The 24,436-nt window shown below is 63.7% G+C and carries 23 protein-coding genes; 13 read left to right on the top strand and 10 right to left on the bottom strand.

Annotated features, from left to right (window positions below; all coding sequences use genetic code 11):
• The first annotated feature begins 87 nt into the window (after positions 1-87).
• Positions 88-768 (top strand): FadR/GntR family transcriptional regulator, encoded by a 681-nt coding sequence (locus ASU23_RS27895; protein ID WP_007734477.1) that lies wholly within the window; start codon positions 88-90, stop codon positions 766-768.
• Here ASU23_RS27895 and ASU23_RS27890 read toward each other — a convergent pair.
• Together ASU23_RS27890 and ASU23_RS27885 are read right to left on the bottom strand one after the other, a co-directional pair.
• A complete protein-coding gene (locus ASU23_RS27890) occupies positions 765-1,871 on the bottom strand; it encodes a TIGR00374 family protein (protein WP_058039159.1) in 1,107 nt (368 codons plus the stop codon). The genes ASU23_RS27895 and ASU23_RS27890 overlap by 4 nt on opposite strands.
• 9 nt (positions 1,872-1,880) lie before the next feature.
• Positions 1,881-3,359 (bottom strand): adenylate/guanylate cyclase domain-containing protein, encoded by a 1,479-nt coding sequence (locus ASU23_RS27885; protein WP_003945952.1) that lies wholly within the window; start codon positions 3,357-3,359, stop codon positions 1,881-1,883.
• Positions 3,360-3,551: 192 nt separating this feature from the next.
• Here ASU23_RS27885 and ASU23_RS27880 point away from each other — a divergent pair, with 192 nt between their 5' ends.
• Genes ASU23_RS27880 through ASU23_RS27865 form a run of 4 tightly spaced genes read left to right on the top strand, consistent with a single transcriptional unit; the run spans position 3,552 to position 7,344 of the window.
• Positions 3,552-4,730 carry an AI-2E family transporter gene (locus ASU23_RS27880; protein ID WP_007734480.1) on the top strand — a complete coding sequence of 393 codons (1,179 nt, stop codon included), beginning with the start codon at positions 3,552-3,554 and terminating at the stop codon, positions 4,728-4,730.
• Positions 4,723-5,946 (top strand): MacS family sensor histidine kinase, encoded by a 1,224-nt coding sequence (locus tag ASU23_RS27875; protein WP_058039158.1) that lies wholly within the window; start codon positions 4,723-4,725, stop codon positions 5,944-5,946. Before ASU23_RS27880 ends, ASU23_RS27875 begins: the two co-directional genes overlap by 8 nt.
• 28 nt (positions 5,947-5,974) lie before the next feature.
• Positions 5,975-6,607, top strand: a complete 633-nt coding sequence (locus tag ASU23_RS27870) for a response regulator transcription factor (protein ID WP_047269712.1) — start codon at positions 5,975-5,977, stop codon at positions 6,605-6,607.
• A gap of 17 nt (positions 6,608-6,624) precedes the next feature.
• A complete protein-coding gene (locus tag ASU23_RS27865) occupies positions 6,625-7,344 on the top strand; it encodes a DUF1707 domain-containing protein (protein ID WP_007734485.1) in 720 nt (239 codons plus the stop codon).
• A 4-nt stretch (positions 7,345-7,348) separates the two neighbouring features.
• Here the strand turns inward: ASU23_RS27865 and ASU23_RS27860 are convergent, their stop codons facing one another.
• Together ASU23_RS27860 and ASU23_RS27855 are read right to left on the bottom strand one after the other, a co-directional pair.
• Positions 7,349-7,801: a MaoC family dehydratase gene (locus tag ASU23_RS27860; protein WP_003945664.1), complete on the bottom strand. Its 453-nt coding sequence runs from the start codon at positions 7,799-7,801 to the stop codon at positions 7,349-7,351.
• A gap of 35 nt (positions 7,802-7,836) precedes the next feature.
• The gene (locus ASU23_RS27855; RefSeq protein WP_007734488.1) at positions 7,837-8,364 is read right to left on the bottom strand and encodes a cupin domain-containing protein; all 528 of its coding nucleotides are present in this window, start codon (positions 8,362-8,364) and stop codon (positions 7,837-7,839) included.
• A 152-nt stretch (positions 8,365-8,516) separates the two neighbouring features.
• Between ASU23_RS27855 and ASU23_RS27850 the strand changes: the two genes are divergently transcribed.
• Together ASU23_RS27850 and ASU23_RS27845 are read left to right on the top strand one after the other, a co-directional pair.
• Complete coding sequence (locus tag ASU23_RS27850; protein ID WP_042920278.1) at positions 8,517-9,089, top strand: TetR/AcrR family transcriptional regulator; 573 nt, start codon at positions 8,517-8,519, stop codon at positions 9,087-9,089.
• Positions 9,090-9,210: 121 nt separating this feature from the next.
• Positions 9,211-11,064 (top strand): DUF2339 domain-containing protein, encoded by a 1,854-nt coding sequence (locus tag ASU23_RS27845; RefSeq protein ID WP_058039157.1) that lies wholly within the window; start codon positions 9,211-9,213, stop codon positions 11,062-11,064.
• Here ASU23_RS27845 and ASU23_RS27840 read toward each other — a convergent pair.
• From ASU23_RS27840 to trmB, 3 genes are read right to left on the bottom strand one after another with little or no spacing between them, the layout of a single operon-like run.
• Complete coding sequence (locus ASU23_RS27840; RefSeq protein WP_058039156.1) at positions 11,039-13,978, bottom strand: MMPL family transporter; 2,940 nt, start codon at positions 13,976-13,978, stop codon at positions 11,039-11,041. The two genes, ASU23_RS27845 and ASU23_RS27840, sit on opposite strands and share 26 nt — an antisense overlap.
• A gap of 10 nt (positions 13,979-13,988) precedes the next feature.
• Entirely contained in the window at positions 13,989-14,696 is a 708-nt protein-coding gene (locus tag ASU23_RS27835) for an NYN domain-containing protein (RefSeq protein WP_003945733.1), read from the bottom strand.
• Positions 14,693-15,451, bottom strand: coding sequence for a tRNA (guanosine(46)-N7)-methyltransferase TrmB (gene trmB, locus ASU23_RS27830; RefSeq protein WP_037132323.1), 759 nt, complete (start codon positions 15,449-15,451; stop codon positions 14,693-14,695). Before trmB ends, ASU23_RS27835 begins: the two co-directional genes overlap by 4 nt.
• Positions 15,452-15,614: 163 nt before the next feature.
• Between trmB and ASU23_RS27825 the strand changes: the two genes are divergently transcribed.
• The 6 genes from ASU23_RS27825 to epsC all read left to right on the top strand — a co-directional run bounded on the left by ASU23_RS27825 (position 15,615) and on the right by epsC (position 22,145).
• Positions 15,615-16,547, top strand: coding sequence for a GTPase domain-containing protein (locus ASU23_RS27825; protein WP_228401924.1), 933 nt, complete (start codon positions 15,615-15,617; stop codon positions 16,545-16,547).
• A 181-nt stretch (positions 16,548-16,728) separates the two neighbouring features.
• Positions 16,729-17,880 carry a hypothetical protein gene (locus ASU23_RS27820; RefSeq protein WP_231915004.1) on the top strand — a complete coding sequence of 384 codons (1,152 nt, stop codon included), beginning with the start codon at positions 16,729-16,731 and terminating at the stop codon, positions 17,878-17,880.
• Positions 17,881-18,014: 134 nt separating this feature from the next.
• Positions 18,015-18,353, top strand: coding sequence for a DUF6802 family protein (locus ASU23_RS27815; protein ID WP_058039155.1), 339 nt, complete (start codon positions 18,015-18,017; stop codon positions 18,351-18,353).
• Between the two features lie 277 nt (positions 18,354-18,630).
• Positions 18,631-20,460 (top strand): phosphoenolpyruvate carboxykinase (GTP), encoded by a 1,830-nt coding sequence (locus ASU23_RS27810; protein ID WP_003945806.1) that lies wholly within the window; start codon positions 18,631-18,633, stop codon positions 20,458-20,460.
• Positions 20,461-20,625: 165 nt separating this feature from the next.
• Complete coding sequence (cysK, locus tag ASU23_RS27805) at positions 20,626-21,561, top strand: cysteine synthase A (RefSeq protein WP_058039154.1); 936 nt, start codon at positions 20,626-20,628, stop codon at positions 21,559-21,561.
• A gap of 5 nt (positions 21,562-21,566) precedes the next feature.
• The gene (epsC, locus tag ASU23_RS27800; protein WP_003945907.1) at positions 21,567-22,145 is read left to right on the top strand and encodes a serine O-acetyltransferase EpsC; all 579 of its coding nucleotides are present in this window, start codon (positions 21,567-21,569) and stop codon (positions 22,143-22,145) included.
• Between the two features lie 57 nt (positions 22,146-22,202).
• On the opposite strand, the gene ASU23_RS27795 is transcribed toward epsC, so the two are convergent.
• The 3 genes from ASU23_RS27795 to ASU23_RS27785 are packed head-to-tail and all read right to left on the bottom strand — an operon-like array spanning position 22,203 to position 24,436.
• Positions 22,203-22,511 carry a hypothetical protein gene (locus ASU23_RS27795; RefSeq protein WP_058039153.1) on the bottom strand — a complete coding sequence of 103 codons (309 nt, stop codon included), beginning with the start codon at positions 22,509-22,511 and terminating at the stop codon, positions 22,203-22,205.
• 28 nt (positions 22,512-22,539) lie between these two features.
• Positions 22,540-23,487 (bottom strand): cation diffusion facilitator family transporter, encoded by a 948-nt coding sequence (locus ASU23_RS27790; protein WP_058039152.1) that lies wholly within the window; start codon positions 23,485-23,487, stop codon positions 22,540-22,542.
• Positions 23,488-23,497: 10 nt separating this feature from the next.
• The gene (locus tag ASU23_RS27785; RefSeq protein WP_007734503.1) at positions 23,498-24,436 is read right to left on the bottom strand and encodes an alpha/beta hydrolase; all 939 of its coding nucleotides are present in this window, start codon (positions 24,434-24,436) and stop codon (positions 23,498-23,500) included.

The raw sequence follows: 24,436 nt of genomic DNA, 5'->3' as shown, positions 1-24,436 counted from the left end.
CGCCGCGGCAGTCGAGAAGGAGTGCTCCTGTAGCCATGCGGGCTACACTAGAACGAAATTACTTATCAGACAACCTGAGGAGTTCACGTGTCCCCGATCGTCGAGCGTCGGCTGCTCACCGACCAGGCCGCGGAGTTGCTACGCGCGCGGATCGTGAGCGGTGAATGGGAAGTCGGCGCCAAACTTCCAGGTGAAACCACTCTTGCTGCGCAGTTGGGTATCGGGCGGTCCACTATCAGGGAAGCAGTGCGGACTCTCGCGGGCCTCGGCATGCTCGAATCGCGGCAGGGCGCCGGGGTCTTCCTACGGAGTACGACGCCTCCGGATCAGTGGCCCCGAGTGCTCGAAGCCGAGGCGATCCTTCACGTCGTCGAGGTGCGCAACGCGGTCGAGATCGAAGCAGCTCGCCTCGCTGCGCAGCGGCGCGATGCCGTTGACGTCGCGGCTCTGCGGCAAGCGCTCGACGGTAGAACTGCCGCAGCGCACTCTGGCGACGCAGCGTTCGTCGACGCCGACATCGCCGTCCACCGAGCAGTGGTGGACGCGGCACACAATCCCGTGCTGTCGGAACTCTTCGAGACCTTTGTACCGCGTCTGCGGGCTGCGTTGATCGAGTTGATCGCGGTTCTGGACCTGCATCCCCACAGCCAGCCCGATGCGGACGAGCATCGAATGTTGGTGGACGCCATCGAAGCCGGCGACGCGGAGGCAGCCGTACGGATCAGCCGGGCACACCTCGACGACATGGCGGCAGCGTTGCGACGCTAGACGCCCGGCTGTTCGCGGCGTTCGAACTCGAGGTCCATCTCGAGGTCTTCGTGGTGGGTTGCACGGAAAGTGATCAAGAAGACGATCCAACCGGCGACAGCGACCCCGACGAAGCTGACCATCCGATATACAAACCATGCCGCAATTGCCTGCGCTCCACTGGCACCGGCGATCGTCAGCGCGGTGATCAGTGCGGTGTCCACGTAGCCCAGCCCGCCGGGCAGCAGCGGAATGCTGCCGACTGCTTTGGCGGCGGTAAAGGCAATCAGGAGCCCCGCGAAGGAGGGTTCCGCGCCCACCGCCCAGCATGCGAAACCCAAACAAGCGACATCGGCGACACGATGGATGGCCGACCACCCGAATGCGATGACCGAGTCGGTGCGGCTGAGCTCGACCGAATCCAGTTGCTTGAGGATTTCGGACCAACGGTGCATACCGCGCCCGGTCGGGTTCTTGCGAGAACGGTTGTACAGCGCCAGAACTCGGTGCCCGATGCGCTCGATGCTGCCGGGATTCTGGGCTATGTATCGCAACGCCAGAAACAGTGCTGCCATGCCGACGAGCGAAATCGTCAGCGTCACCGGGCTGACCTTGGTGCCGAACGCCGCCGCGCCGGTAGCGCCGAGTAGTGCCAGAGTCGCGGCGGCGATGACACCGCACATCGCCAACTGCCAGGATGCGACAACCGGTGTAGCGCCCCACTTTCGAGTCTGCTTGTACGTGAACGCAGTGGAGAAGACCTGGCCCGCAGGCAACGTCAGCGCCATTGCCGTACTGGCATAGATGACCGAGAGGTTCTTGAGGTGACCGGCAACCACACCAGCGGCATTGAGCAGACGTTGTTGAACGGACGCGTAACCGCTGAGTGAAATGAGTTGGGCCGCGACGCACGCGGCCACCCAACCCCAATGGATTTCGGTCAGGACCCGCCAGGCCTCACTTAGCCTGGGCCAGAGATATGCGCCTTCGACTATCAGGAGGGCGATGAGTGCTATCCCGAGCACCCACTTCAGCCACCAGAAGCGCCCTCTGGCCCGACTGGTCTCGGCCACGGGCGAGCGTGGTCGTCTCAGTCGCCGTGGGGTGTTTCCAGGCTGAGCCATCGACTCACCCTAACCAATTTGATCCGGATCGACCTCTGGATACTTTTCGGGCCACGCCAGATGCGTCAGTCGTCGGCGCCCACGCAGTTGGACTTGCTCGCCGAGTTCCCACTCGGCCTGTTCCTCTTCGTCGGCGAAGTACAACGCGCTCGTCGACGCCAGCACCCGGCTGGGCCGAAGTTTCGCGAGCTCAGTGAGCCGTGACGCCTCGTTGACCGGATCACCGATCACGGTGTACTCGAAACGTTCGGCAGCACCGATGTTGCCGGCGACCGCGAGCCCCGCGCTCACACCGATTCCGACGTCGAGGCCGGTGATGTCGTTGAGCTTGAACCGCAGCTCGCGAGCCGCAGCGAGGGCTGCCGTCGGAGCGTCGGGTCGATCGAGTGGTGCACCGAAGATGGCGAGCGCTGCATCACCCATGAACTTGTTGACAAAACCATGGTGACGATCGATGACGTCGACGACCACACGGAAGAACTCGTTGAGCAGTTCGACCACTTCACCCGGCGGGCGCTCGGCCGCGGCACCGGTGGATCCGACCATGTCGACGAACAGAACTGCCACGAATCGAGTTTCGCCGCCCAGCTCGGTACCGAACTTCAACGCGCGCCGGGCCACGTCCTCGCCGACGTGCTGACCGAACAGCTCACGCAGCAGACGACGTTCGTCGGACTCTTTCATCATGCGGTTGAAGCCGACCTGCAGCCGACCGATCTCACTGCCGTCGAACACCTCGACGCGTACGTCGGTGGCGCCGCGCTGCACCCGCTCGATGGCGCGTCGCAGTTGGCGGATCGGATCGGAGATCTGGGTAGCCGTCAGCATCGACAGCGCGAAGGCCTGCACGATCGCCATGATCGAGATGAGCAGGATCGCCCACGCGAGCGAGTCGGGGGAGAACTCGAGATCGGTCGTGAGCTGCGTCGAGCACAGCAAGATGATGCCTGCGACGGGCATCAGCGTGCCGAGTCCCCAGGTCATCGCCAGCCGGGTTCCGACGCCAGGCGCCATGGTCCGATCGAATTCGCCCTCGCTCAAGGCCTGGGCGGCGACCGGACGCAAAATGCGCTCACCGAGCATGTAGGTGAACCCGAAGGTCGTGGTCGCGGCCATGCAGACCGTCACGATCACGGCGATCGCGAGACCGGGCATCTCGGTGATGGTCAGGAACACGAAGATGATGCCGCCCAGAATCCACAGCACCAGGTGGACGATGGCCTGGCGAAGCGGCGCGTGCAGTGCCGCCATCTGCTCGGACCTCGTCGGTGGACCCCCGCGCAGCCGCCAGCGAATGACCGACTTCAACATCATCGCCGCCGCCGTAAGGCTGACGGCGCCGGCGAATGCCAGGTACACGCCGAAGATCGCGAAGTTGCGGACCCGGTCGGCAACTATCGCGTCGGACTCCTGGATCGGCACGCCGTACCGGACGAAGGCAAAGACCAGTACCGCGCCGATCAGATTGGCTGCGAGCATGGAGAGCATATAGAGGGGCCACCGGCTGCGGATGGTCACCGCTATTGCTCTGTATGAGGCCCGCACAGGGTTCAATTTAGCTGGCAGAGGTCGAAGTGTTGGTACGCGCGTCCGATTATTCGTCCGCTCACCTGTGTCGGCCGGGCCGGTTAGGCTCGCGATGTGAACGCAAACAGGGGGCGTGCGGAGCGAGCATCGAGGATGAACAAACCCATCTCCGCCGACGCTCGGGCGGTGCATCCCGGCGTGCGCATCGCTGCGGAATGGTCGTGGCGCCTCATTGTGATCTTCGCCGGACTGTTGGTTCTCGGGTACGTCGTACTCCGCCTCGAAACCGTGCTCATCCCGGTGGGGCTGGCTCTGCTGGCATCAGCTCTGCTGATCCCGATTGTCGATCGGCTACAGGTGTGGGGTGTTCCCCGCTCGGCAGCCGTCATCGTCGTTCTGCTTGCCTCGATCGGACTGGTCGCGGGAATCATGACGTTTGTCGTCGAGCAGTTCATCGACGGGTTGCCCCAGCTCACCGACCAGTTCACGGCCAGCGTCACGCAAATTCAGAACTGGCTCACCAGCGGTCCGCTGCACTTCAGCGAGGATCAGATCCGCCAGGCAGGTGATTCGGTCGTCAAGTCGGTGCAATCCAATCGTGAGTCCCTGACCAGCGGCGCTTTGACCACGGCGACAGTCATCGGCGAGATCTTCACCGGGGCATTGCTGACGCTGTTCACTCTCATCTTCTTCCTCTACGGCGGCGATCAGATCTGGCAGTTCGTCACCCGGATCGTTCCCACCGACGCGCGTCGTCGCGTACGGATCGCCGGTTCTGCAGGTTTCGGGTCGCTGATCGGCTACGTGCGCGCCACGGTCGCGGTTGCCGCCGCCGACGCGATCGGTATCGGTGCCGGCCTGGCGATCCTCGGGGTGCCGCTCGCCCTGCCGCTGGCGTCGTTGGTGTTCATCGGCGCGTTCATTCCGATCGTCGGTGCATTTCTGACCGGTTTTCTCGCGGTGCTTGTCGCTCTGGTCACGAAGGGTTTCCTGACGGCGCTGATTGTCCTCGGCATCATCATCGGCGTCATGCAGCTCGAAGCGCACGTGATGCAACCGCTGTTGTTGGGTCGCGCTGTTCGCCTGCATCCGCTGGCAGTCGTTCTCGCCATTACAACGGGCATCGTTCTCGCTGGAATCGTCGGCGGGCTCTTGGCTGTTCCGATCGTCGCGGTCCTGAATACCGCTATTCGTTCCCTCCTCGCCGACGACCCGGACATCGCGTACGCCGAACTGCACGTCGAAGATCCGGAAACCCCACTGTTCCCCGCCGAACCCGACGAGCCGCGCGCCGAGCCTCGCATCGTGAACCCCACTCCTCCCGATGACTGAGCCCACCCGCCGTCGTCGGCTGCACTATCAGCCGACCGTTCGCGAGGCGTCGGGCGTCGACACCGACCCTGATGCCCCGCTGTGGCGGGCGGCGCAGGCATTTCGGCTCGTCACGCTGGTGTACGCGATCAGCTACCAGCTCGCCTCGGCCTCCGACTACACCAACTCTCGGCTCAGCTGGTTCTTCGTCGCTCTGATGGCCGTGTGGACCGGGGTGTCGGCACTGTTGCTCGGGACATCCGGTGCTTTGTTCGGGAAGAAGCTGCCGCGGTATCAGGTGGTGATCGCCGATCAGGTGGTCGTCATGTTGCTGATGGCGTCGACGAGGCTGGTCTCCGACCACGAGTGGTATCAGAATCACCAGACGCTGCCCACCACGCTGTGGGCCACCAACGCGGTCATCTCCGCGGCAATTCTCGGCGGGCCGTGGCTCGGTATGGCGTCCGGAGTTGTCATCTCGGCGGCCAGCGCGATCATCCGCGACCAGGTCAACCTGGACCTCTGGCGCGATGCGACGGCTCCCGTGCTCGTATCGGTCGGCCTGGCGTTGGGCTTGGCCACCACCACCGCTCGGCGCTCGCATCGACAACTCGAGCAAGCCGTCCGTCTGGCGGCGGCCACCGAAGAGCGCGAGCGTTTGGCACGCGAAGTACACGACGGCGTTCTGCAGGTGCTGGCGATGGTGCGCAGGCGAGGTGCGGCACTCGGCGGCGAGGCAGCTGAACTGGCTGCTCTGGCCGGTGAGCAGGAGGTCGCCTTGAGAATGCTGATCTCCGAGCAGGTTTCGGGCGCCGCGGCAGACGTCGGCGGACAGACAGTGGATCTGTGTCCGCTGCTGACCACGCAGGCAAGCACGTCAGTGTCGGTGTCGACGCCCGCGCACCCCGTCGTGATCGAGCGTGATCGAGCCATCGAACTGGCAGCCATCGTCGACAATGCTCTGTCCAATGTCGGGCTGCACGCCGGGCCCGCGGCGAAGGCATACGTATTGCTCGAAGATTTGCCGGACGAGGTGATCGTCAGCATCCGCGACGACGGCGTCGGAATCCCCGAGGGTCGCTTGGCGCAGGCCGAAGCCGAAGGCCGCATGGGAGTATCGAAGTCCATTCTCGGCCGAGTGCAGGTGCTCGGCGGCACTGCAGTCCTGCAAACCGGGCCGGGGGAGGGCACCGAATGGGAGATCAACGTTCCGAAGGGGAAAAGTGAGCGTGGCTGACGAACATGGCGAGAATCCGGTGACGGTGATGGTCGTCGACGATCACCCGATGTGGCGCGACGGTGTCTCCCGGGACCTCGAAGCTGCCGGCTTCACCGTGAGCGCCACGGCGGAGGGTGTCGAGAGTGCGCGCCGCCGGGCCGCCGCCGTGCAACCGGCGGTGGTTCTGATGGACATGAACCTGCCGGACGGAAACGGTGCCGACGCCACCACCGCAGTTCTCGAGGTTTCGCCGAAGAGCAAGGTACTGGTGCTTTCGGCCTCTGCCGAACGTGACGACGTCCTCGACGCGGTCAAAGCCGGAGCGTCGGGTTACCTGGTCAAGAGTGCTTCGGTGGCGGAACTGCTCGAGGCCGTGCGAGCGACTTTCGACGGACAAGCCGTCTTCACCCCCGGCCTCGCCGGATTGGTGCTCGGTGAGTACCGCCGGATGTCGACGGCACCGGCCGACGATCGCGCACCCGAGCTGCCTCGGCTCACCGACCGTGAGACCGAAGTGCTCCGTCTTGTCGCCAAGGGGCTGAGCGCAAAACAGATCGCCACGAGGCTCTCGCTCAGCCACCGGACCGTCGAAAACCATGTGCAGGCAACGCTTCGGAAGCTTCAGTTGGCCAATCGCGTCGAGCTCACGCGATACGCGATAGAACAAGGTCTCGAATAACGTTTATCCTGGAAATCATGGAGGCCAGGAATCTACGCGTATCCGATGCCGAACGAGAGCATGTCGGCGAGCTGCTGCAGAAAGCTGTCGGTCAAGGGATGCTCTCGCTCGGTGAGTTCACCGAGCGCATGGACACTGCCTTGGCCGCAAAGACACGAGGTGAGCTCAACTCGGTTCTCGCCGATCTTCCGGGCATCACACTGATCTCCGACTACGACCCACCCGCGTATCCCAATGCGGGTCAGCCGATGTACCAAGGCCAGCCCTACCCGGCGCCGACGTACCAACCCCAACCGCCGCCGGTTCACCCGAGCCCGCCTTACCGCGCTCCCGTCGGGGCTCCGGTTGTAGGTACTTACGGAGCGGCAAATGCTGCCGTGATCCGTGGACGAATGGCGACGGTGACGCGGAACGGTGCCTGGATCGTTCCACCAGCTGTCGTGGTCGACACCAGAATGTCCAGTGTGACTATCGATTTCACGCGTGCGGTGATGCAGACGCAGGTCGTGAACATCTCGATCGACGACTACGCCAGCTCGATTTCACTGATCGTTCCCGAAGAGGCGACGGTGGACATGAACGGTGTCGAGGCAGTCGGGGGAAGCGCGTCGAACAAGGTTCGGTCCGGCCCACAGATGGGCCCGCTGCATCTGGTGGTGCACGGCAAGGTGCGATTCGGCAGTGTCACCGCGAAGCATCCCTTCGGTACCACGATCCGAAAGATGTTCGGCTCCTGACCTTTCAGTGATACGCGCGGGTCAACATCTCGGCGACGCACACGGGCTTGTCACCGTGTTCTCGTTCGAACGTCTGCGTCACCGTGATCTGGACACCGCCGTTGATCGGTTCGACTTTGCTCAACGTCGCGCGCATGCGGACACGAGAGCCGACCGGAAGCGGAGCAGGCAACCTGACCTTGTCGAATCCGCAGTTGAGAGCAAACGCAAAACCTTCGAGCGAGAACATTGCGTACGAGAACTTGGGGCCGAGTGAGAGCGTGTAGTTGCCGTGCGCGATGGTTCCGCCGAACGGTGACTCCTTCGCGCGATCCACATCGACGTGAATCCACTGATCGTCGCCGGTGACCCGGGCGAACTCGTCGATGGACTCCTGGGTGACATCGTGCCAGTCGCTGACGCCCAGCTCTTGGTTCAGGTTGGCGCTGAGGTCTTCTGCTCCGGTGAGTACAAGCATGAATCTTCCTTCGATCGGTAGGTGCTGACAGTCGGTCAGTGACTTTCGATGCCGAATCCCACACCGTGTGTCTGTGCGATCTCGGCGGTGGCAACGAGATCGAATTCGATCCCGAAGTCTGCTTCTACCCGCGCTGCAACCGATTCCGCGGCGGAACCTGCTTCGGCCAGTAGTTTCGGCATCAGTTCGAACAGGTCTTCCATTCCTCCGGGCGTGATGATTTCGAGAATCCGCGCTGGAGCGTCGTCGGGATTCCACACGGCGTGCCACTGGCCACGCGGTTTGAAGATCATGGCGCCGGTCTCCGCGTAGACGACCTCGTCTCCGACCATCGCTGCGACGCGGCCACTTTGAACCACCGTGTACTCGTCTTCCCGGCTGTGGCGATGGACCGGTGAGGTCATCGAATGCGGAGCGATGCGGTGTTGTACAAGAGAGAAACCTCCCTCGGTTTGTTTGTTACGAACCATCATCCGGACGCCGGTGGCCGCGAGGGTCCCGGCGAGGTCTTCGTCCGGTCCGAGGACGGTCGTGGTGGTGTTGTTCGGGGAATTCGGTGACATCGATTTGGTCCTTTGCCGTCGTGAACGTCGTTGGCCGTGCTCCGGTTTGTTGATTCCCGAATCATGTACCAATCGGTCTAGTGATGCAAGGTTTTGGCAATTTATGCACTTCAAGTGTTGTCGATATGTGTACTGATCGGTATATTGAACGTATGTCTACGAGAGATTTGTTGGTCGATGCCGCTGCCGATTTGTTGCAGCGGAAGGGCTACGCCGGAACGGGGGTGTCGGAAGTTCTCTCGGCTAGTGCGACTACCAAAGGTTCCTTGTACTTTCACTTTCCCGGCGGCAAGGAAGAACTCGCAGGCGAGGCTCTGAGGCGACGTGGCGAGGCAATGGCCGATTTCATCCGGCACCTGCTGGAGAGCTCACCCGATGCAGCCACCGCGATCTCGGCATTCGCCGCCGCATTGGCTGCGCGTTTGTCGGATTCGGACTACGAACGTGGATGCGCCTTGGCTACGGCAACACTGGATGCCGCAACCGAATCCGAGGTCATCCGCGGTGCTTGTGCGGACGGGTACAACTCGTGGCTCGCACTGCTGGCTCAGCGCCTCGAGGCAGACGGTTGGTCCCGCGAAGACGCCGAGTCCGAGGCAATTCTCGCTCTGTCCGCACTCGAGGGCGCGCTGGTCCTTGCTCGGGCGCGTCAGGATCCCGCTCCGCTTCACACTTCGGGTCGGCTTCTGTCCGAACGATTGCGGAACGCGGCACCTCGGCGTTAGTGCCCTGTCAGTCGAGGGTGCTGTCAGTCGAAGTTGTCCTCAGTTGAGTACGAGAAGTCCCCAGGCTGATCGAGTAGTACTACTCATCTGATCGGTTCGGCCACGCAGCAAGCTCGAAGCCATGACCACACCGAGCTTTTCCGCCGTCGATCCGCGACTGGTGACCGCCCTCTCGGCCGAGTGCGACAGCATCGGCCGGCAGTTGCGTCACATGGGCCAGAACCTGTCGATCCTGCAGACTCAGCTGTCCTCGGCTACTGCGACCCCGCCCATGCCGGTAGTTCCGGCACCCGCATCTCCGGCGCCACAGGTGCCTCCAATGCGTCCTCAGCAGAGCGTGCCCGCGTGGCAGCCGCCGACGTATCCGGTTGCGGCACCTCGCCAGCCCTGGTGGCAACGCGACGGTGTCATCAGTCGACTCCTGGCCGCGGCCGGTGTTGCCGTCACACTGATCGGAGTCGTGATGCTGCTGGTACTTGCAGCGCAGGCCGGATTCTTCGGACCTCCGCTGCGGGTGCTCGGCGGTGCGCTCCTTTCCGGCGCCTTGGTGTTTGCCGGGGTGCGGGTCCACGGACGGCCAGGAGGCAAAGTGGGGGCAATTGCCCTGGCTGCCACAGGTTTTGCAGGGATGTATCTCGATGTCGTCGCAGCCTCCGTTCTCTACGGTTGGGTGACGACGCCGCTCGCGGTGGTGATTGCCTTCGGAATCGCCGCAGCCGGCGTTGCCCTCGCCGTGAAGTGGGATTCCGAATCGCTGGCGCTCATGATCGTTCTGGGAGCAGCGCTGCTGGCTCCCGTGTTGACGTCGGGAATATCGTTGACCCTCATCGGTTTCCTCTTCGCGATCCAGTCGGCGACATTCTCCGCCCAGCTCGGTCGTGACTGGAAGTACCTGGGCATGGCGCGCACCGTACCGGTGGTTCTCGCACTGCTCGCAGCGATAGCGTCGGAGTCCATCTTCGGCGAATCCGGTAACAGTGCAGTGCAATTGGTGATCAGTGCCGGCGTGGTTGCAATCGTGGGGGCGGGCTGCGCGATGGTTATGCAGTGGACGGGTTCGCCCTCGCGTGACGGCATTGCAGGGGCGTGGTCCGCCGCTACCTTTGTCGTCTCGTCCCTTCCGCTGATGTGCGTCGGAGCCGTGCTCGGGCGCACCGAATCCGCAGTGCTGTACGGAATTGCTGCGGCACTACTTCTTTCGGCTGCAGCGGCGGCCAAGCCTTTGCCGACGCAACTGCGATTCGGACTGGGCGCAACCGGCGCCCTCGCATTGTTGCTCTGCTGCTTCTCCGGGGCGACTGAATCTCTGGTCGTACCGCTGATCCTCACGGTCGGAATGATCTTCCTCGGAGTCTCGCTGTATGCGGGTTCGCGCTTCGTCTTCGCGCTCGGAACCGCCTTTGCGGCAATCGGATCGATCGGATACCTCACGACGGTTCCGCCGGAAGCGTTGACGACCGCTCGCGCCGCATCCATGCAACTCGGTGCGATCACGGCGCTCTCGAGCCTGACGGCGATAGGCGCGGTGGTGATGCTGGTCTGGGCGATTCACCGACTGAAGTTGATTGCCGATTCCAACGCGGCGGTTCTATGGGCGGCCGCAGGGTTCGGTGTCCTCTACGCGGTGACGTGCGCGCTCGTCTCATCCGGCGTCGAAATTTTCGACAGTGCAACCGGATTCGTTGCCGGGCACAGTGTTGCAACCATCGTGTGGATGCTTGCCGCCACGTCAGCGCTGGTGCTCGGATTGAACAACCGCCAGCACGCTCGCGTCTTGCTCGGAGCCGGGCTTGCTCTCACCAGTGCGGCCGTGGCAAAGCTGTTCCTCTTCGACCTGGCCACACTCAGTGGGCTGGTGCGTAGCGTTGCCTTCCTGGTGGTCGGCTTGCTGCTCCTGCTGGTCGGGACACGTTATGCACGAGCCTTCGCCAAGCAGGAGCAGGAGCAGGTCAGCTTCGCTTCTGGCGAGCGATGAGCTCGCTCACGCTGATGGCGCCTGCGTCGTCAGGCCGGTGCCTGCCGGTGGCGTTGTCGTCGCCGTCAGGGGTGGCGTCCGAGACTCGGGGCTCGTTGGTAGGCGAAGGCGAATCCGTGAAAACCCCGTTACGACGCTCCGGAGCGGTCGGTGGAGGCGGCGACTGGGGGGTCGCCTCCACCGAGGTCGGGGCTGAACCGTTTGTTGCAGAGCCGTTGGTAGCACCGTTTGCGGAGCCGTTCCGGCTCGCGCCGTTGGAGCCTGAACTGCTGCTGGCAGCACCGTTGGTCGCCGAACCGTTTGTCCGCGAAGGCGTCCGGACCACCGGCAGTGGACGTGAGGCCGGGGGAGTCTGTTCCCGGGCCCGCAGGTCCGACAACCAACTCTCGATGGGACGCTCGGCCGGCGCAGCGGGCGTGGGGTTTCTGCGCTTGTCGCTGGCATTCGGTTGCGGCCGGTACGAGGGATTGGGTACAGGTGCCTCGATCAGGTTCTGGGGGGCGCTGGCTGCACTCCCGATATCGAGACGACGTCGCGGTGCCGGCTTCTCCGCGGCGGGAGCCTCCGTGTTGGGTGCCTTGATCGCCATTTCGCTGAGCGGAATGGGCTCGGTGAGAGGATCGGGAACGCGAGGTCCGCTTTCCGGCTGTGCAGCCGGGGCAGGCGGCGGCATGACCCGCGAGGCCGCTTCGATCTTGCGCGGCTGCCCCGGTCCGGCGATCGCACCGACAGGCGCGATCTGCGGGACGTTCGCGAGTACCAGCTCGTTGTCGAGGATCGGCTCGCCCAGCCCGATCTTCTGCTGGATCCGCTTCATCCAGGCCGGAGCCCACCAGCAGTCGTCGCCGAGCAGTTTCATGGTCGCGGGGACCAGGAACATTCGGATGAGAGTCGCGTCGATGATCAGCGCGGAGATCATGCCGTAGGAGATGTATTTCATCATCACCAGATCGGACAGGCCGAATGCGCCGGTGACCACGATCAGAATCAGTGCGGCAGCGGTGATGATCCGGCCGGTATGTGCCGTGCCGATACGGATGGATTCGGTAGTACTCGCGCCCTGCGCTCGCGCTTCGACCATGCGGGAGAGCAGGAACACTTCGTAGTCGGTCGACAGGCCGTAGACGATCGCGATGATCAACACCAGGACGGGAGACATGATCGGTCCCGGCGTGAAGTTCAAGAGACCGGAACCGTGCCCGTCGATGAAGATCCAGGTCAAGATTCCGAGCGTCGAACCCAGTCCGAGCGCGCTCATCAATGCGGCCTTGATGGGCAGGACGAGCGAGCCGAACGTCAAGAACATCAGCAAGGTCGTCAGCAGGATGACGGATACGACCATCAGCGGCAGACGATCGAGCAATGCGTCGACGCTGTCCTGCTCGATGGCCGGAGTACCGCCGACCAGCACAGTTGTGCCCTCGGGCCAGTCCGCGGACCGCAGATAGTCGATGGTGGGACGTGCTTCGTTCCGCTCCGTCAGACCGGCCTTGAGGACGTTGACACCGTCCTTCGTCGCAACCTCCGGGGTGAACTTCTCGACCAGACCCGGCGCAGCATTTGCGGTCTTGGAAATCTGACCGAGAGTGGTGTTGTCGGCTCCCTCGATGACGAGTCGAACGGGCTCGGTGCGATTGCCCGGGAAGAGTTCGTCGAACTGCGCCTGCGCGACACGCGTGGGGCTGTCCGGGGGCAGGTACGTCTCGTTGATACCGCCGAACTTGATGCCCGTCAGCGGAATGATCATCAGCAGTAGAGCCGCGACGATCGGGACCGCGACCTTGAGCGGATGCTGCATGACCCAGCGGGTGAGCTTGCCCCAGAAACCGTTCTCGATTTCCTCGTTGGTCTTGGTCTGGCGCAGCTTCTTGAAGGTCAGCGCGTCGATCCGCTTGCCGAGAATGCCGAGAATCGCGGGAAGAATCGTGATGGACGAGATCGCGGCAAGCATGACGGCAGCAATGGCGCCGTAAGCCACCGATTTGAGGAAGCCTTGCGGGAACAACAGCAGACCGCCGAGGCTGACGGCAACCATGGTCGCCGAGAACATGACCGTTCTACCCGCCGTCATGACCGTTCGGCGTACTGCGGTCGGGGTGTCGTACCCCTCGGCTATCTCTTCTCGGAAACGGCTGACGATGAACAGTCCGTAGTCGATCGCGAGACCCAGACCGACCAGAGAGACCACGGGCGCAACAAACGCGTTGACCTCGGTGAAGTTGGTGATCAGTCGAATGATGCCGTTGGCGCCGATGACGGTCAGACCGCCGACGATCAACGGGAGGGCAGCAGCGACGACGCCACCGAAGACGAAGAACAGCAGGACACCGACAGCAGGAATCGCGAGCATTTCCATGCGCTTGATGTCGTTGGCCATCGTGTCGTTGAGCGAATTCGCGACAGGTTGCAGGCCGGCGAGTTGCACGTCGACGCCGTCGATGTAGAACTGCGACTCGATGTCGCGGAAGTTGTTGGACACCGCGGTGTCGTTGTCTCCGGCGATCGCGATGCTGGTGACCGCGTGTTGCTTGGTCTTGTCCGCCAGGGCCGCCACCGAGAGACCGTTGTCGACCTTGAAGTACGAGCCGTTGATCTTCATGATCTGGTCGGGGTTGTCGGCGACGAGTCGCTGCAGATTGTCGATGACCTTCGCTTGGAACTCGGGGTCGTCGACGGTCTTGCCCTCCGGCGCCGTGTACAGCGCCAGAACGTCACCCGTCGTGCTGCGTCCGAACGTGCCGTCAGCGAGTTTGGCAGCCTCTACCGATTCCGACCCCGGATCGTCCCAGCCGCTCTGGCTGAGATGATCCTGCAGGCTCAGGCCGTACGCAGCGAGCCCGAGGAGCCCCGCCACCATGACAGCGATGACGGTGAAGCGGGCTCGATAGACGATGCTTCCCCAGCTGGCGAACACTGATCAACTCCTACTCGGCAACACTTTTTCGCCCGATGAGCAGGGCAGAAAGCGGTCGGAACGGCTGCAACCAGGCGCCCTCGTCGGGCAGGGTGTCCAGGCTTACCCGTGGCAGAGGCTCACGGAAGACACCTGGGATGTCCTCGAGATCGACGAAGTCCAAGATATCGGACGACACAGCCCAGCTGGCGTGTTCACGGAACCCGAGAACCTGGACCGGGATACCGGTTGCTGCGATGTCCTCGAGAGGTTCGCGGAACGCTTGGCCGTCGGCGGAGGCGACCATGATTCCGGCGAGGCCCTCGCCGTACCGGAGCGCGATGTGCTCGAGCATGTCCGAATCGACATCGCTGTCTTCATCGACCTTCGGCTTGGCGAACACCGCGAAACCCACGTTACGCAAGGCTTCGACCCAAGGACGAACGACGTCGGCGCTGCCGGACGCGATGTTGGTGAAGACGGTCGCTTCAGGCTCGAGCGTGCCGCTGTTCTGTGCGGACAGTTCGGCGGTGCGAGAGAGCAGCCAACGACCCAAAGCGTCGAATCGTGGCCGGTAGGCGGCGGTAGGCCGGCCACCGAGGATAGCGCCGAGGCCCATGTCGAGGTTAGGGGCGTCCCAGACCAGAAGCACCCGCTTGGGGTGGCGGGAGTCACGACCGAAGTCGAGAGGAGATTCCGACGACGTCACGTCGTCGGATAGCTGTTCGCTGACGCTCATGCTCTGATCTTCCCCCATATAAGCTCGGTGATTGCACTTCCGACCTTATGGGCTTTGTCCTCGAACTTGGTGACCGGACGCTCGTGGGTCATCGGAGACTCCCAGTCGAGTGCGGTCAGCAGCGGCTCGGCATTGCCGGCTTCTTCGATCCATTCGGCGTACTCGGCGTGATCGGTTGCCACGTGCAGCACTCCGCCAGGCTTGAGACGGTTGGCGATCAGCGCGAACGTCGGCCCCTGCAGGAGGCGACGCTTGTGATGTCGGGCTTTGGGCCACGGATCCGGGAAGAACACCCGGACGCCCGTCAGCGATTCGGGGGCGACCATGTTCTCGAGTACGTCCATCGCGTCACCGCGCAGTACGCGGACGTTGGGAATTTCTTCGCGTTCGACCTGCTGGAGAAGCTGCGCGAGCCCTGGGCGGTACACCTCGATCGCGATCAGGTTCACGTGCGGTTCCGCCTTGGCCATTGCGGCCGTCGCGGTGCCGGTACCCGAACCGATCTCGATGATCAGGGGTGCTTCACGTCCGAACCAGGCGTTCGCATCGAGCGGTGTGTCCGAGACGTCGGCGCCGATGAGCGGCCACTGACGGTCCCAAGCCTGCTGCTGTGCGTCGGTCAGCGCACCCCGGCGAGAGCGAAAGCTGGTCACTCTCGGATGGAGACGGGACCCCTTGGTGTGGTCCGTCTGCCCCGTGTCAGGGGTCTGCGGTGCATGCTGATCGGCTTCGTTCACGAACCCATTGTCACGCATGACCCCCGTTTAGCGCAGACGGGTCTGAAGTTTGAGTTGAGACTTTCCACGGAAAGTCCTGAAACCGTCGACTTCGGACTGTCGGCGAAAGGGCGGTGTCACCTGCCGTCCTTGCCGAGAACCTGACAGAATCTCACCGACACGATGGGGACGTGGGGTGGGGATGAACACAGGATTTGCATGCCGTGAGTGGTCACGAATGTTGCCCGCAGAATCGATCGACGACGCCTGCTCGGAGCCGATCGATCAGCTGCGCGCTCTGGCATATCGGCTGACGTCGATCGATTCGGGAGCCGCAGAGGCGGTCCACTCGGTGCTCGGATCGCTGACTGCGCCGCTCGAGCTGGTGGTCGCCGGACGGGCCGGGGTGGGGCGGTCGTCGTTGGCGCGAATCCTGAGGCGCGACGACCGGTTCTCGCGCAGAGTTGTCGGCGCACCGGTTGTGGTGACCGAGTCGAGGGCATTCGATGTCCCTGGAACGTCGAACCCCGATCTGGGTCGTCGTTGCGTTGTCTACGTGGTGGTCGACGCGGTCCGCGACGTCGACGGCCGAGCCATTGCTCGAGTTTCCGATCGTGTGGTCGTCGCTGCGAACAAGGCTGACTTGTTCGGTCCGCGCTGGGACGAGGCGCTGGGACGGGCGGCGGAAATCTCGGAGAACGTCGGCGTGCCCACGGTTCCGGTGGAGACACTGACCGGGCGCGGCGTCGAAGAGTTGTTCGCGGCTCTCGGACCTGTTCTGGAGGCGCAGTGGTGGGGCCGGGTCGAGCAGATCGGCCCGGCGCTGAGGCGATCTGCCTCGCGCAGCGCTGCGGGCAGGGACGAGATCGAGTTGTATCTGAGTTCGGACTCCGCGGTGTTGTTCGGCGCCGCGGCGGCGATGATGAGCCCCGAAATTCGAGCCCTGCGTCAAGGCGAACCTCCCGATCCTCGGACTGCTGACGACGCGGGCACGTGCAGCCGGTGGTGGAGCGAGCTCATGAACGAGTCGGAACAGTGTCCGCAACAACGGGTCTCACTGATTCGACGCGGGTATGTGCGTCGGTGGGCGCAGCTCGGAGGCGATCGCTCTGCCCCGGCGGTGACCGATGAATAGCGTTTCGGTACTTCCGGATTCGGTGCTGCGCGTGGTGCAGCGATGGAATCCGGCATCCGATCCGGGTCGTCGGGTCGCCGCCGAAACATCCAGTGGCACTCGCATTTACGTTGTCGGTCCACCAAGGTGTGGACGGGAAGACGTCGCGCAGATGTTCGATGCTTCGGATGATTGTTCGTCAGTGACACGCGAGGTGGACGCCGACGTCGTACTTCTGGTCGTCGACGCCGCCAGTGTGATCGGACGCGAGGATCTCCTTCTCCTCGGCGACGCTGCGGCGAGCGGAACCCCGGTGGTGGTGGCGCTGACCCGCGTCGACGTCTATCGAGACTGGCAGGCGGTGCGCCGGCGTGATGCCGAGATTCTCGCTTCGCACTGCACCGCTTTTGCGCAGGCTCCCGTGGTCCCGATTGCGCCTGGTCAGGAGCAGTCACTCGTTGCGGTCGTGAGCCGGGCGGCACGGGAGAGGGAAGCAGGTGGTTCGGATTCCGGAGTCATCGCACAGACGCGCCGGATGATCGAGATGGAGATCCGGAATCTACGTGACGGTGTTCCTGGTGCCGAACTGCGGGCAGAGCGATCGCAGCTGCTCGCAGACCGTGACGGCCGGCGAGGCGAACGCCTGGTGCAGGTGCGAAGCCGACTGCAACGAGCGCGCGGGGATCTGTCACAACAAATCGCCGAGGCAACCCGGGCGACGGTCGCCGGGGCACGTGCCTGGGTCGACACGGCCTCGCGAGCCGAATTGGGCAGCGTGCCGACGCGACTGCAGCACGAGGTCGACCACCACACCCGGGTGTTCGACGCCGCGATGGCGGCAGCGGTGGAATCTGCGGGGACGAACGGATACATGCCTTCCCCGCAGATTCCGGAGGGCCTGCCGGGCCGTCAGCGCGGAAACGAGGACCGGGTGACAATTCTTGTCGGCGCGTCCGCGGGTCTCGGCCTCGGCCGTATCGCAGTGACTCCGCTGGAAATGATTCCGGCCTTGGAGTTCGCAAGTATCCCCGTGACGTTGATTCTGGGTGGCGCCGCGGCGTGGTGGTTGGCGCGAACTCGCGGGCTGACGGCCGATCGTGCCCACTCCAGGTCGTGGATCGTCGAATCGATGTCGGCGGTTCGCGCTCAGTGGGAGCAGCGAGTGCAGAGCGTGCTGCTCGAGGCCGAGGCGGATCTGGGAGCGGCGATCATGGCGGAGAGTCGCGAGCAGTTGGCGTCGGCGCAGGCTCGAATCGTGGAGATCGACGGTGAACTTCGTGAGCTCGCCGCGGCCAGATCGGGTCAGCTCGCGTCGTGCGAGCGCGACCTCGCCGTTTTGAACACCGCCTACTGATCATTTCGCGAGTGCAGAGTTCTCCACAGTGCGGCAATTTCGGCCACGACTGATCGTCGGGGTCTGGTAATACTGAGCGGACGGTTTCGGTAGGGGTTGCCGAAGCAGTAGGTCACCATCCAGTAGGGGGAGTAATGGAAGCATTTCTGATCACGGCCGGACACATCGACGGGCACGAAGCCGAAGCGCTCGATCCTGGGCGTATCGAGCCCGAGACCTTCGGGCCCGCGTCGGGACCGGTCGATGCCGGCGACCTGAACTTCGACGCCTTCGACTTGGACGGTGACGGAACGGTCGACAGCCGTGTCGTCCACTCCGACGACGCCGTCGTGATCGTGTCCGATTTCGATCGCGACGGTAGCGCCGATCGCCTCACGATGATCGACTCGGACGGCGACTACTCGGCCTGGGAATGCAGTCGAGACGACGAAGGCGCCCTCGTGTGGCAGAAAATCGATGCCGGAGCGCTCTGAAAAGCTTCCGTTTATGTGCTCTGAGCGCCGGGTAGGCACCTGAACACACCAACTGAATCGTTTCTGTGACATTTCTGACCGCACCCGATTACCTGCAGGTGAACAGCCAGCGTTAACCTCAATACATAGGACACCCGGCGTCCGTGAAATCCACGTGAGTGGATGACGCGGCTGGACCCCGTCGAGAGGGGGACACCGGGATCGACTGGTATCGGGGCGCTGCAGTTCGCATCCGGTGTCACGAGAACCCGGTTCCGGCTCACCCCAGGAGAGTTTGATGACCTCAGCGACCATTCCCGGTCTCAATGGAACTGACGGCACGCCCCCCACGCAGCACAAGGAACTGCTTGCATGGGTGCAAGAGGTTGCCGAACTCACCCAGCCTGATCGCGTCGTCTTCGCAGACGGCTCGGACGAAGAATGGGACCGACTGACAACGAAGTTGGTCGAGGCAGGAACCTTCACCCGCCTCAACGACGAGAAGAAGCCGAACTCTTTCCTCGGCAACTCCGATCCGTCCGATGTCGCGCGAGTCGAATCGCGTACGTACATCTGCTCGAAGGAAGAAATCGACGCAGGTCCCACCAACAACTGGATGGACCCGGCGGAGATGCGCACCCTCATGGGTGACCTGTACCGCGGTTGCATGCGTGGACGCACCATGTACGTCGTGCCGTTCTGCATGGGCCCCCTCGACGCCGAGGACCCGAAGCTGGGCGTCGAGCTCACCGATTCCGAGTACGTCGTCGTATCCATGCGCGTCATGACCCGCATGGGCAGCAAGGTTCTCGACAAGCTCGGCACCGACGGATTCTTCGTCAAGGCGCTGCACTCGCTGGGCGCTCCGCTGGCCGAAGGCCAGGAAGACGTCGCGTGGCCGTGCAACGACACCAAGTACATCACCCACTTCCCCGAGGATCGTGAGATCTGGAGCTTCGGTTCCGGCTACGGCGGAAACGCTCTCCTGGGCAAGAAGTGCTACTCGCTGCGTATCGCCTCGGCAATGGCGCACGACGAGGGCTGGCTGGCCGAGCACATGCTCATCCTCAAGCTCATCTCGCCCGAGGACAAGGCCTACTACATCGCGGCGGCATTCCCCTCCGCTTGTGGCAAGACCAACCTCGCGATGATCCAGCCGACCATCCCCGGGTGGCGCGCCGAGACCCTCGGTGACGACATCGCCTGGATGCGTTTCGGTGAGGACGGACAGCTGTACGCCGTCAACCCGGAATTCGGTTTCTTCGGCGTGGCTCCCGGCACCAACTGGTCCTCGAACCCCAACGCCATGCGCACCATCGACCAGGGCAACACGGTCTTCACCAACGTCGCTCTGACTGACGACGGTGACGTCTGGTGGGAAGGCCTCGAAGGCGACCCGCAGCACCTGATCGACTGGAAGGGCAATGAGTGGACGCCCGAGTCGGGCACCCATGCGGCTCATCCCAACTCGCGTTACTGCACCCCGATGTCGCAGTGCCCGATCATGGCTCCCGAGTGGGACGACCCGAAGGGCGTGCCGATCTCGGCAATCCTGTTCGGCGGACGCCGCAAGACGACGGTTCCGCTGGTCACCGAGGCTCGCGACTGGCAGCACGGCGTCTTCATGGGTGCAACGGTCGGCTCCGAGCAGACCGCAGCAGCCGAAGGCCAGGTCGGTACGGTTCGCCGCGATCCGATGGCAATGCTGCCGTTCCTCGGCTACAACGTCGGTGACTACTTCCAGCACTGGATCGACCTCGGCAAGTCCGCGGACGCGTCCAAGCTCCCCAAGGTCTTCTACGTCAACTGGTTCCGCCGCGGCGACGACGGACGCTTCCTGTGGCCAGGCTTCGGCGAGAACTCTCGCGTCCTGAAGTGGATCGTCGAGCGTATCGAGCACAAGGCTGCCGGTATCGACACCCCGATCGGCGTCGTTCCCACCGGATCGGCACTCGACATCGAAGGCCTGGACGTGTCGGACGCCGACATCACCGAGGCCCTCGCGGTCAACATCGACGAGTGGAAGGCCGAGATCCCGCTCATCGAAGAGTGGTTCGACTTCGTCGGCGAGAAGCTGCCGACCGGCATTCGCGACGAGTTCGAAGCTCTGAAGCAGCGGTTGGCCTGATAAACCGCCCCCGTATGTAGTGGCCTGATGCCGCATTGGTTCAATTTGATGAACCGATGCGGCATCGGTCGTCTGTATGCCCTTGCCTGTAGCCGTTAAGCAGTTCAGCCGTAAAGCAGTGATCAGCGAGCGGGTCGACACACTCGATCCTCAGGAGGACCAGATATGAGCGGGATCTACAACAACGTGACCGAATTGGTCGGGCGCACCCCGATCGTGCGGCTCAACCGTCTGACCGAGGGCCTGGGCGCACAGGTCGCCGTCAAGCTCGAGTTCTACAACCCGGCCAACAGCGTCAAGGACCGGATCGGCGTGGCGATCATCGACGCCGCCGAGAAGTCCGGAGCACTCAAGCCCGGTGGCACGATCGTCGAGGGAACCAGCGGTAACACGGGTATCGCACTCGCCATGGTCGGTGCTGCTCGTGGCTACAAGGTCATCCTGACCATGCCCGAGACCATGTCCACCGAGCGTCGCGTGATGCTGCGTGCTTACGGCGCCGAGATCGTGCTGACCCCGGGATCCGAGGGCATGGCCGGTGCGGTCGCCAAGGCCAAGGAAATCGTCGAGCAGACCGAGAACGCTGTCTCGGCCAGCCAGTTCGCGAACCCGGCCAACCCGGCCATCCACGAGGCAACGACGGGCGAAGAGGTCTGGGCCGACACCGACGGCGCCGTCGACATCTTCGTGTCCGGCATCGGCACCGGCGGCACCATCACCGGCGTCGGACGCACCCTTCGCAAGTACAAGCCCGAGGTCAAGATCGTGGGCGTCGAGCCCATCGACTCGCCGATCCTCAACGGTGGCCAGCCCGGCCCCCACAAGATCCAGGGAATCGGCGCGAACTTCGTGCCCGACGTCCTCGATCGCGAGATCTACGACGAGATCATCGACGTCTCGTTCCCCGATTCCATCGAGGTCGCTCGCGCACTCGGCACCAAGGAAGGCATCCTGGGCGGCATCTCGTCCGGCGCCATCGTCTGGGCAGCACTCGAGTTGGCGAAGCGTCCGGAAAACGCCGGCAAGCTGATCGTGGCTGTCGTGTGCGACTTCGGCGAGCGTTACATCTCCACCCCGCTGTTCGAACACATCCGGGACTGAGACTTGTGAGTATCCTCGGGACAATTCGCGAGGACCTGCAGGCTGCGCGCGGTCAGGATCCTGCCGCGCGCAGCAATGTGGAGAACGCGCTCGTTTATTCAGGGCTGCATGCTATTTGGGCGCATCGGGTTGCACATCGCATGTGGGCCGTCCCTGCGCTACGCGGCCCGGCGCGAGTGCTCTCGCAGCTGACACGCTTCGTCACCGGCATCGAGATTCATCCCGGTGCCACCATCGGTCGGCGGTTTTTCATCGATCACGGCATGGGCGTCGTGATCGGGGAGACGGCCGAGGTCGGTAACGACGTGATGCTCTATCACGGCGTCACTCTCGGTGGTCGCTCGCTCGAACAGGTCAAGCGTCACCCGACGCTGGGAGACCGGGTCACCGTCGGCGCTGGTGCCAAGATCCTCGGACCTGTCGTCATCGGTGAAGGTAGCGCTATCGGCGCCAATGCCGTTGTCACCAGAGATGTTCCGGCCGAATCCATCGCGACGGGTATCCCGGCGGTGGCGCGGCCACGGACCACCAAGGAAAAACTGGTGGACCCGAACAGTTACATCGACCCTGCGATGTACATCTGAACGTATTCCTCGGATGGCCACCCCTCGTGTAGACGACGGGTGGCCATCGGCGTCTGCTCAGGCGCGTGTCAGGCGCCACCCGAGACGTCCCAGTACGGCCGCCGTCAGAGCGCCCAGTGCTGCTCCGATCAGGGGGTAGCAGGCGAGAATCAACCACTGGGGCGATTTGTCTGGGAGCGCCATGTAGGAGATGTCCAGGCTCGACTCGTAGTCGCGACTCATCTGCACACCCCGGATCGGTTCGTACGCACCCTGATAGACAATGGTGTCGTCAGGACTGGTCATCACGTCGATCAGACTGCCCACCAGGGGAATTCCCCCGACTGCAAATCCCAGAACCATCAGAATCACGATCAGTGCGCGCATCGAAAGAGCCTATCGCCCAGCCGAAAGTTCAGACTGCGATCGACGGTTCTTCGGGCGTCGAGAGGGTCAGGATCGCCCGCACGACGCGTGGGCTCTGCTCGAGTGAGCGTTCGAGTTCGCGCAACGTGTGGGCCACTCGGGATTCCGCGTAGTTACCGACCAGATCGACGCTGGCCACCAGGTAGACCTGCCGCGGCCCGAGGTATTCCATGCGTAGGAACGTGATTCGGTTGATTTCGGGTAGTTGAGTGAGAGCTTCGACGGCTGCTGCCCGCAGCGTCGGTGAGGCCTCTTCGCCGACCAGGAAGCGGCGGTTCCGATCTATCAGAATGATTGCGATGACCCCGAGGAGAATGCCGACGAAGATGGAGCCGAGGGCGTCGGGGATCGGCGAACCGGTGACCTGGTGCAACAGAACACCGACGAACGCGATGACCAAACCGATAAGTGCCGCAGCATCTTCGGCGAACACGGCCCGAGTCGTCGGGTCGGATGTGTTGAGTGCCTGGGTCATGACGTCGCGGTTCACGGCGGACGCTTCGTTTCGGAGTTGTTTGTACGCCTGCCGGAACGAGATGCCTTCGAGGATGAACGAGACGCCGAGGACGGCGTAGGCGACAGCGAAGTCGGACGCCGGTTCGGAATGGAACAGTTCCTGGATGCCATGAGTGATCGAGACACCTGCGCCGAGTGCAAACAGTCCGAGGGCGGCGAACATTGACCAGATGTATGCCTCCCGGCCGTACCCGAGTGGCTGGTCTCGGTCGGGAACCCGTTTCGAGCGGCGGTTCGCGATCAGCAGCAGCACTTCGTTGCCGGTATCGGCCCAGGAGTGGGTGGCCTCTGCGACCATCGATGCAGATCCGGTGACGATGGCGGCCGCCGTCTTGGCACCGGCGATCAGCGCGTTCGCCGCAAACGCCAGTACGACCGTCGTGGTGCTCTCGTCGGCCGATGCTTCCGTTTCGGTGCTCACGATTCTCAGGCTAGGCGGGTGACGACGGTTTCGTGCGGTGACGCTCGGCGACGGAGTGCAGCAGTGTGGCGACGGCGTCGTGGAACTGCGTCAGGCCCGGCTCTTCGACGGGAAAGTGCCCGCACCCGTCCAGCATCACGAATTCGGTGGGTGCGTTGATGCGGCGGAGGAACTGCAGGCTCAGTTCGGGTGGCGTCCATCGGTCGTCGGCCGGGTGGGTGAGCAGAACGGGCGTCGTCCGAAATGCTTCGGGTGCGGTGTGCTCGAACGAGAAGTAGCTGCTGAGGAATCCGAGTGGCACCCGAACACCGCCACCGCGCGGATCGGTTGCGCACAGCGTTGCGAGCTCCCGATTGCTGCTCATGTTCGCCACGTCGGCGACCCAACGGATGGGCACGCGGATACGGCCCACCAGTCGTTCGGTGCGCCGCATCAGGGGAGCGCCGTAGACACCCATCGGGCCGAACCGCGCCGCGGCAGCTCTGGCCGATGGATCCGAGGGATCGAGCAGGCAGGTAGCGACGACGGCGTCGGCCAGACCGGTCCGCGCGGCTACCTCGTAGGCCAGCAGACCGCCGATGCTGGCTCCCAACAACACCAGCGGCCGATCGTCGGCTGCCTTCTCGGCCCGGACGAGATCGCAGAGGAGATCGACCCACTGCTCGTACCGGACGCCGGCGGGATCGGCTACGACGGTGTCGCCGTACAGCGGAAGGTCAGGGAAGAGGACTTCGGCTCCGAGTTTCACGCCGATCCCGGCGAACGGCCACAACGCGCCCGAGTAGCCGCCGGCGCCGTGGATGCCGAGAACACGAACCGGCGCGTCTGGAACCACGGCCCGTGCGACGTGGACGGTGTTGCCGTTCCACTCCCACCACGTCGGGGTCGGCGCCGGCATGTGGTCGGTGTACCGGTCGGGCATAAACTTCGAGTAATCGGCGCTGGTCAC

This window comes from Rhodococcus sp. KB6 (genome assembly GCF_001445685.1).
GTDB lineage: Bacteria > Actinomycetota > Actinomycetes > Mycobacteriales > Mycobacteriaceae > Rhodococcus_F > Rhodococcus_F qingshengii.
Note: the sequence above shows the minus strand (reverse complement) of the source record. Positions and strands in the feature narration are given on the sequence as shown.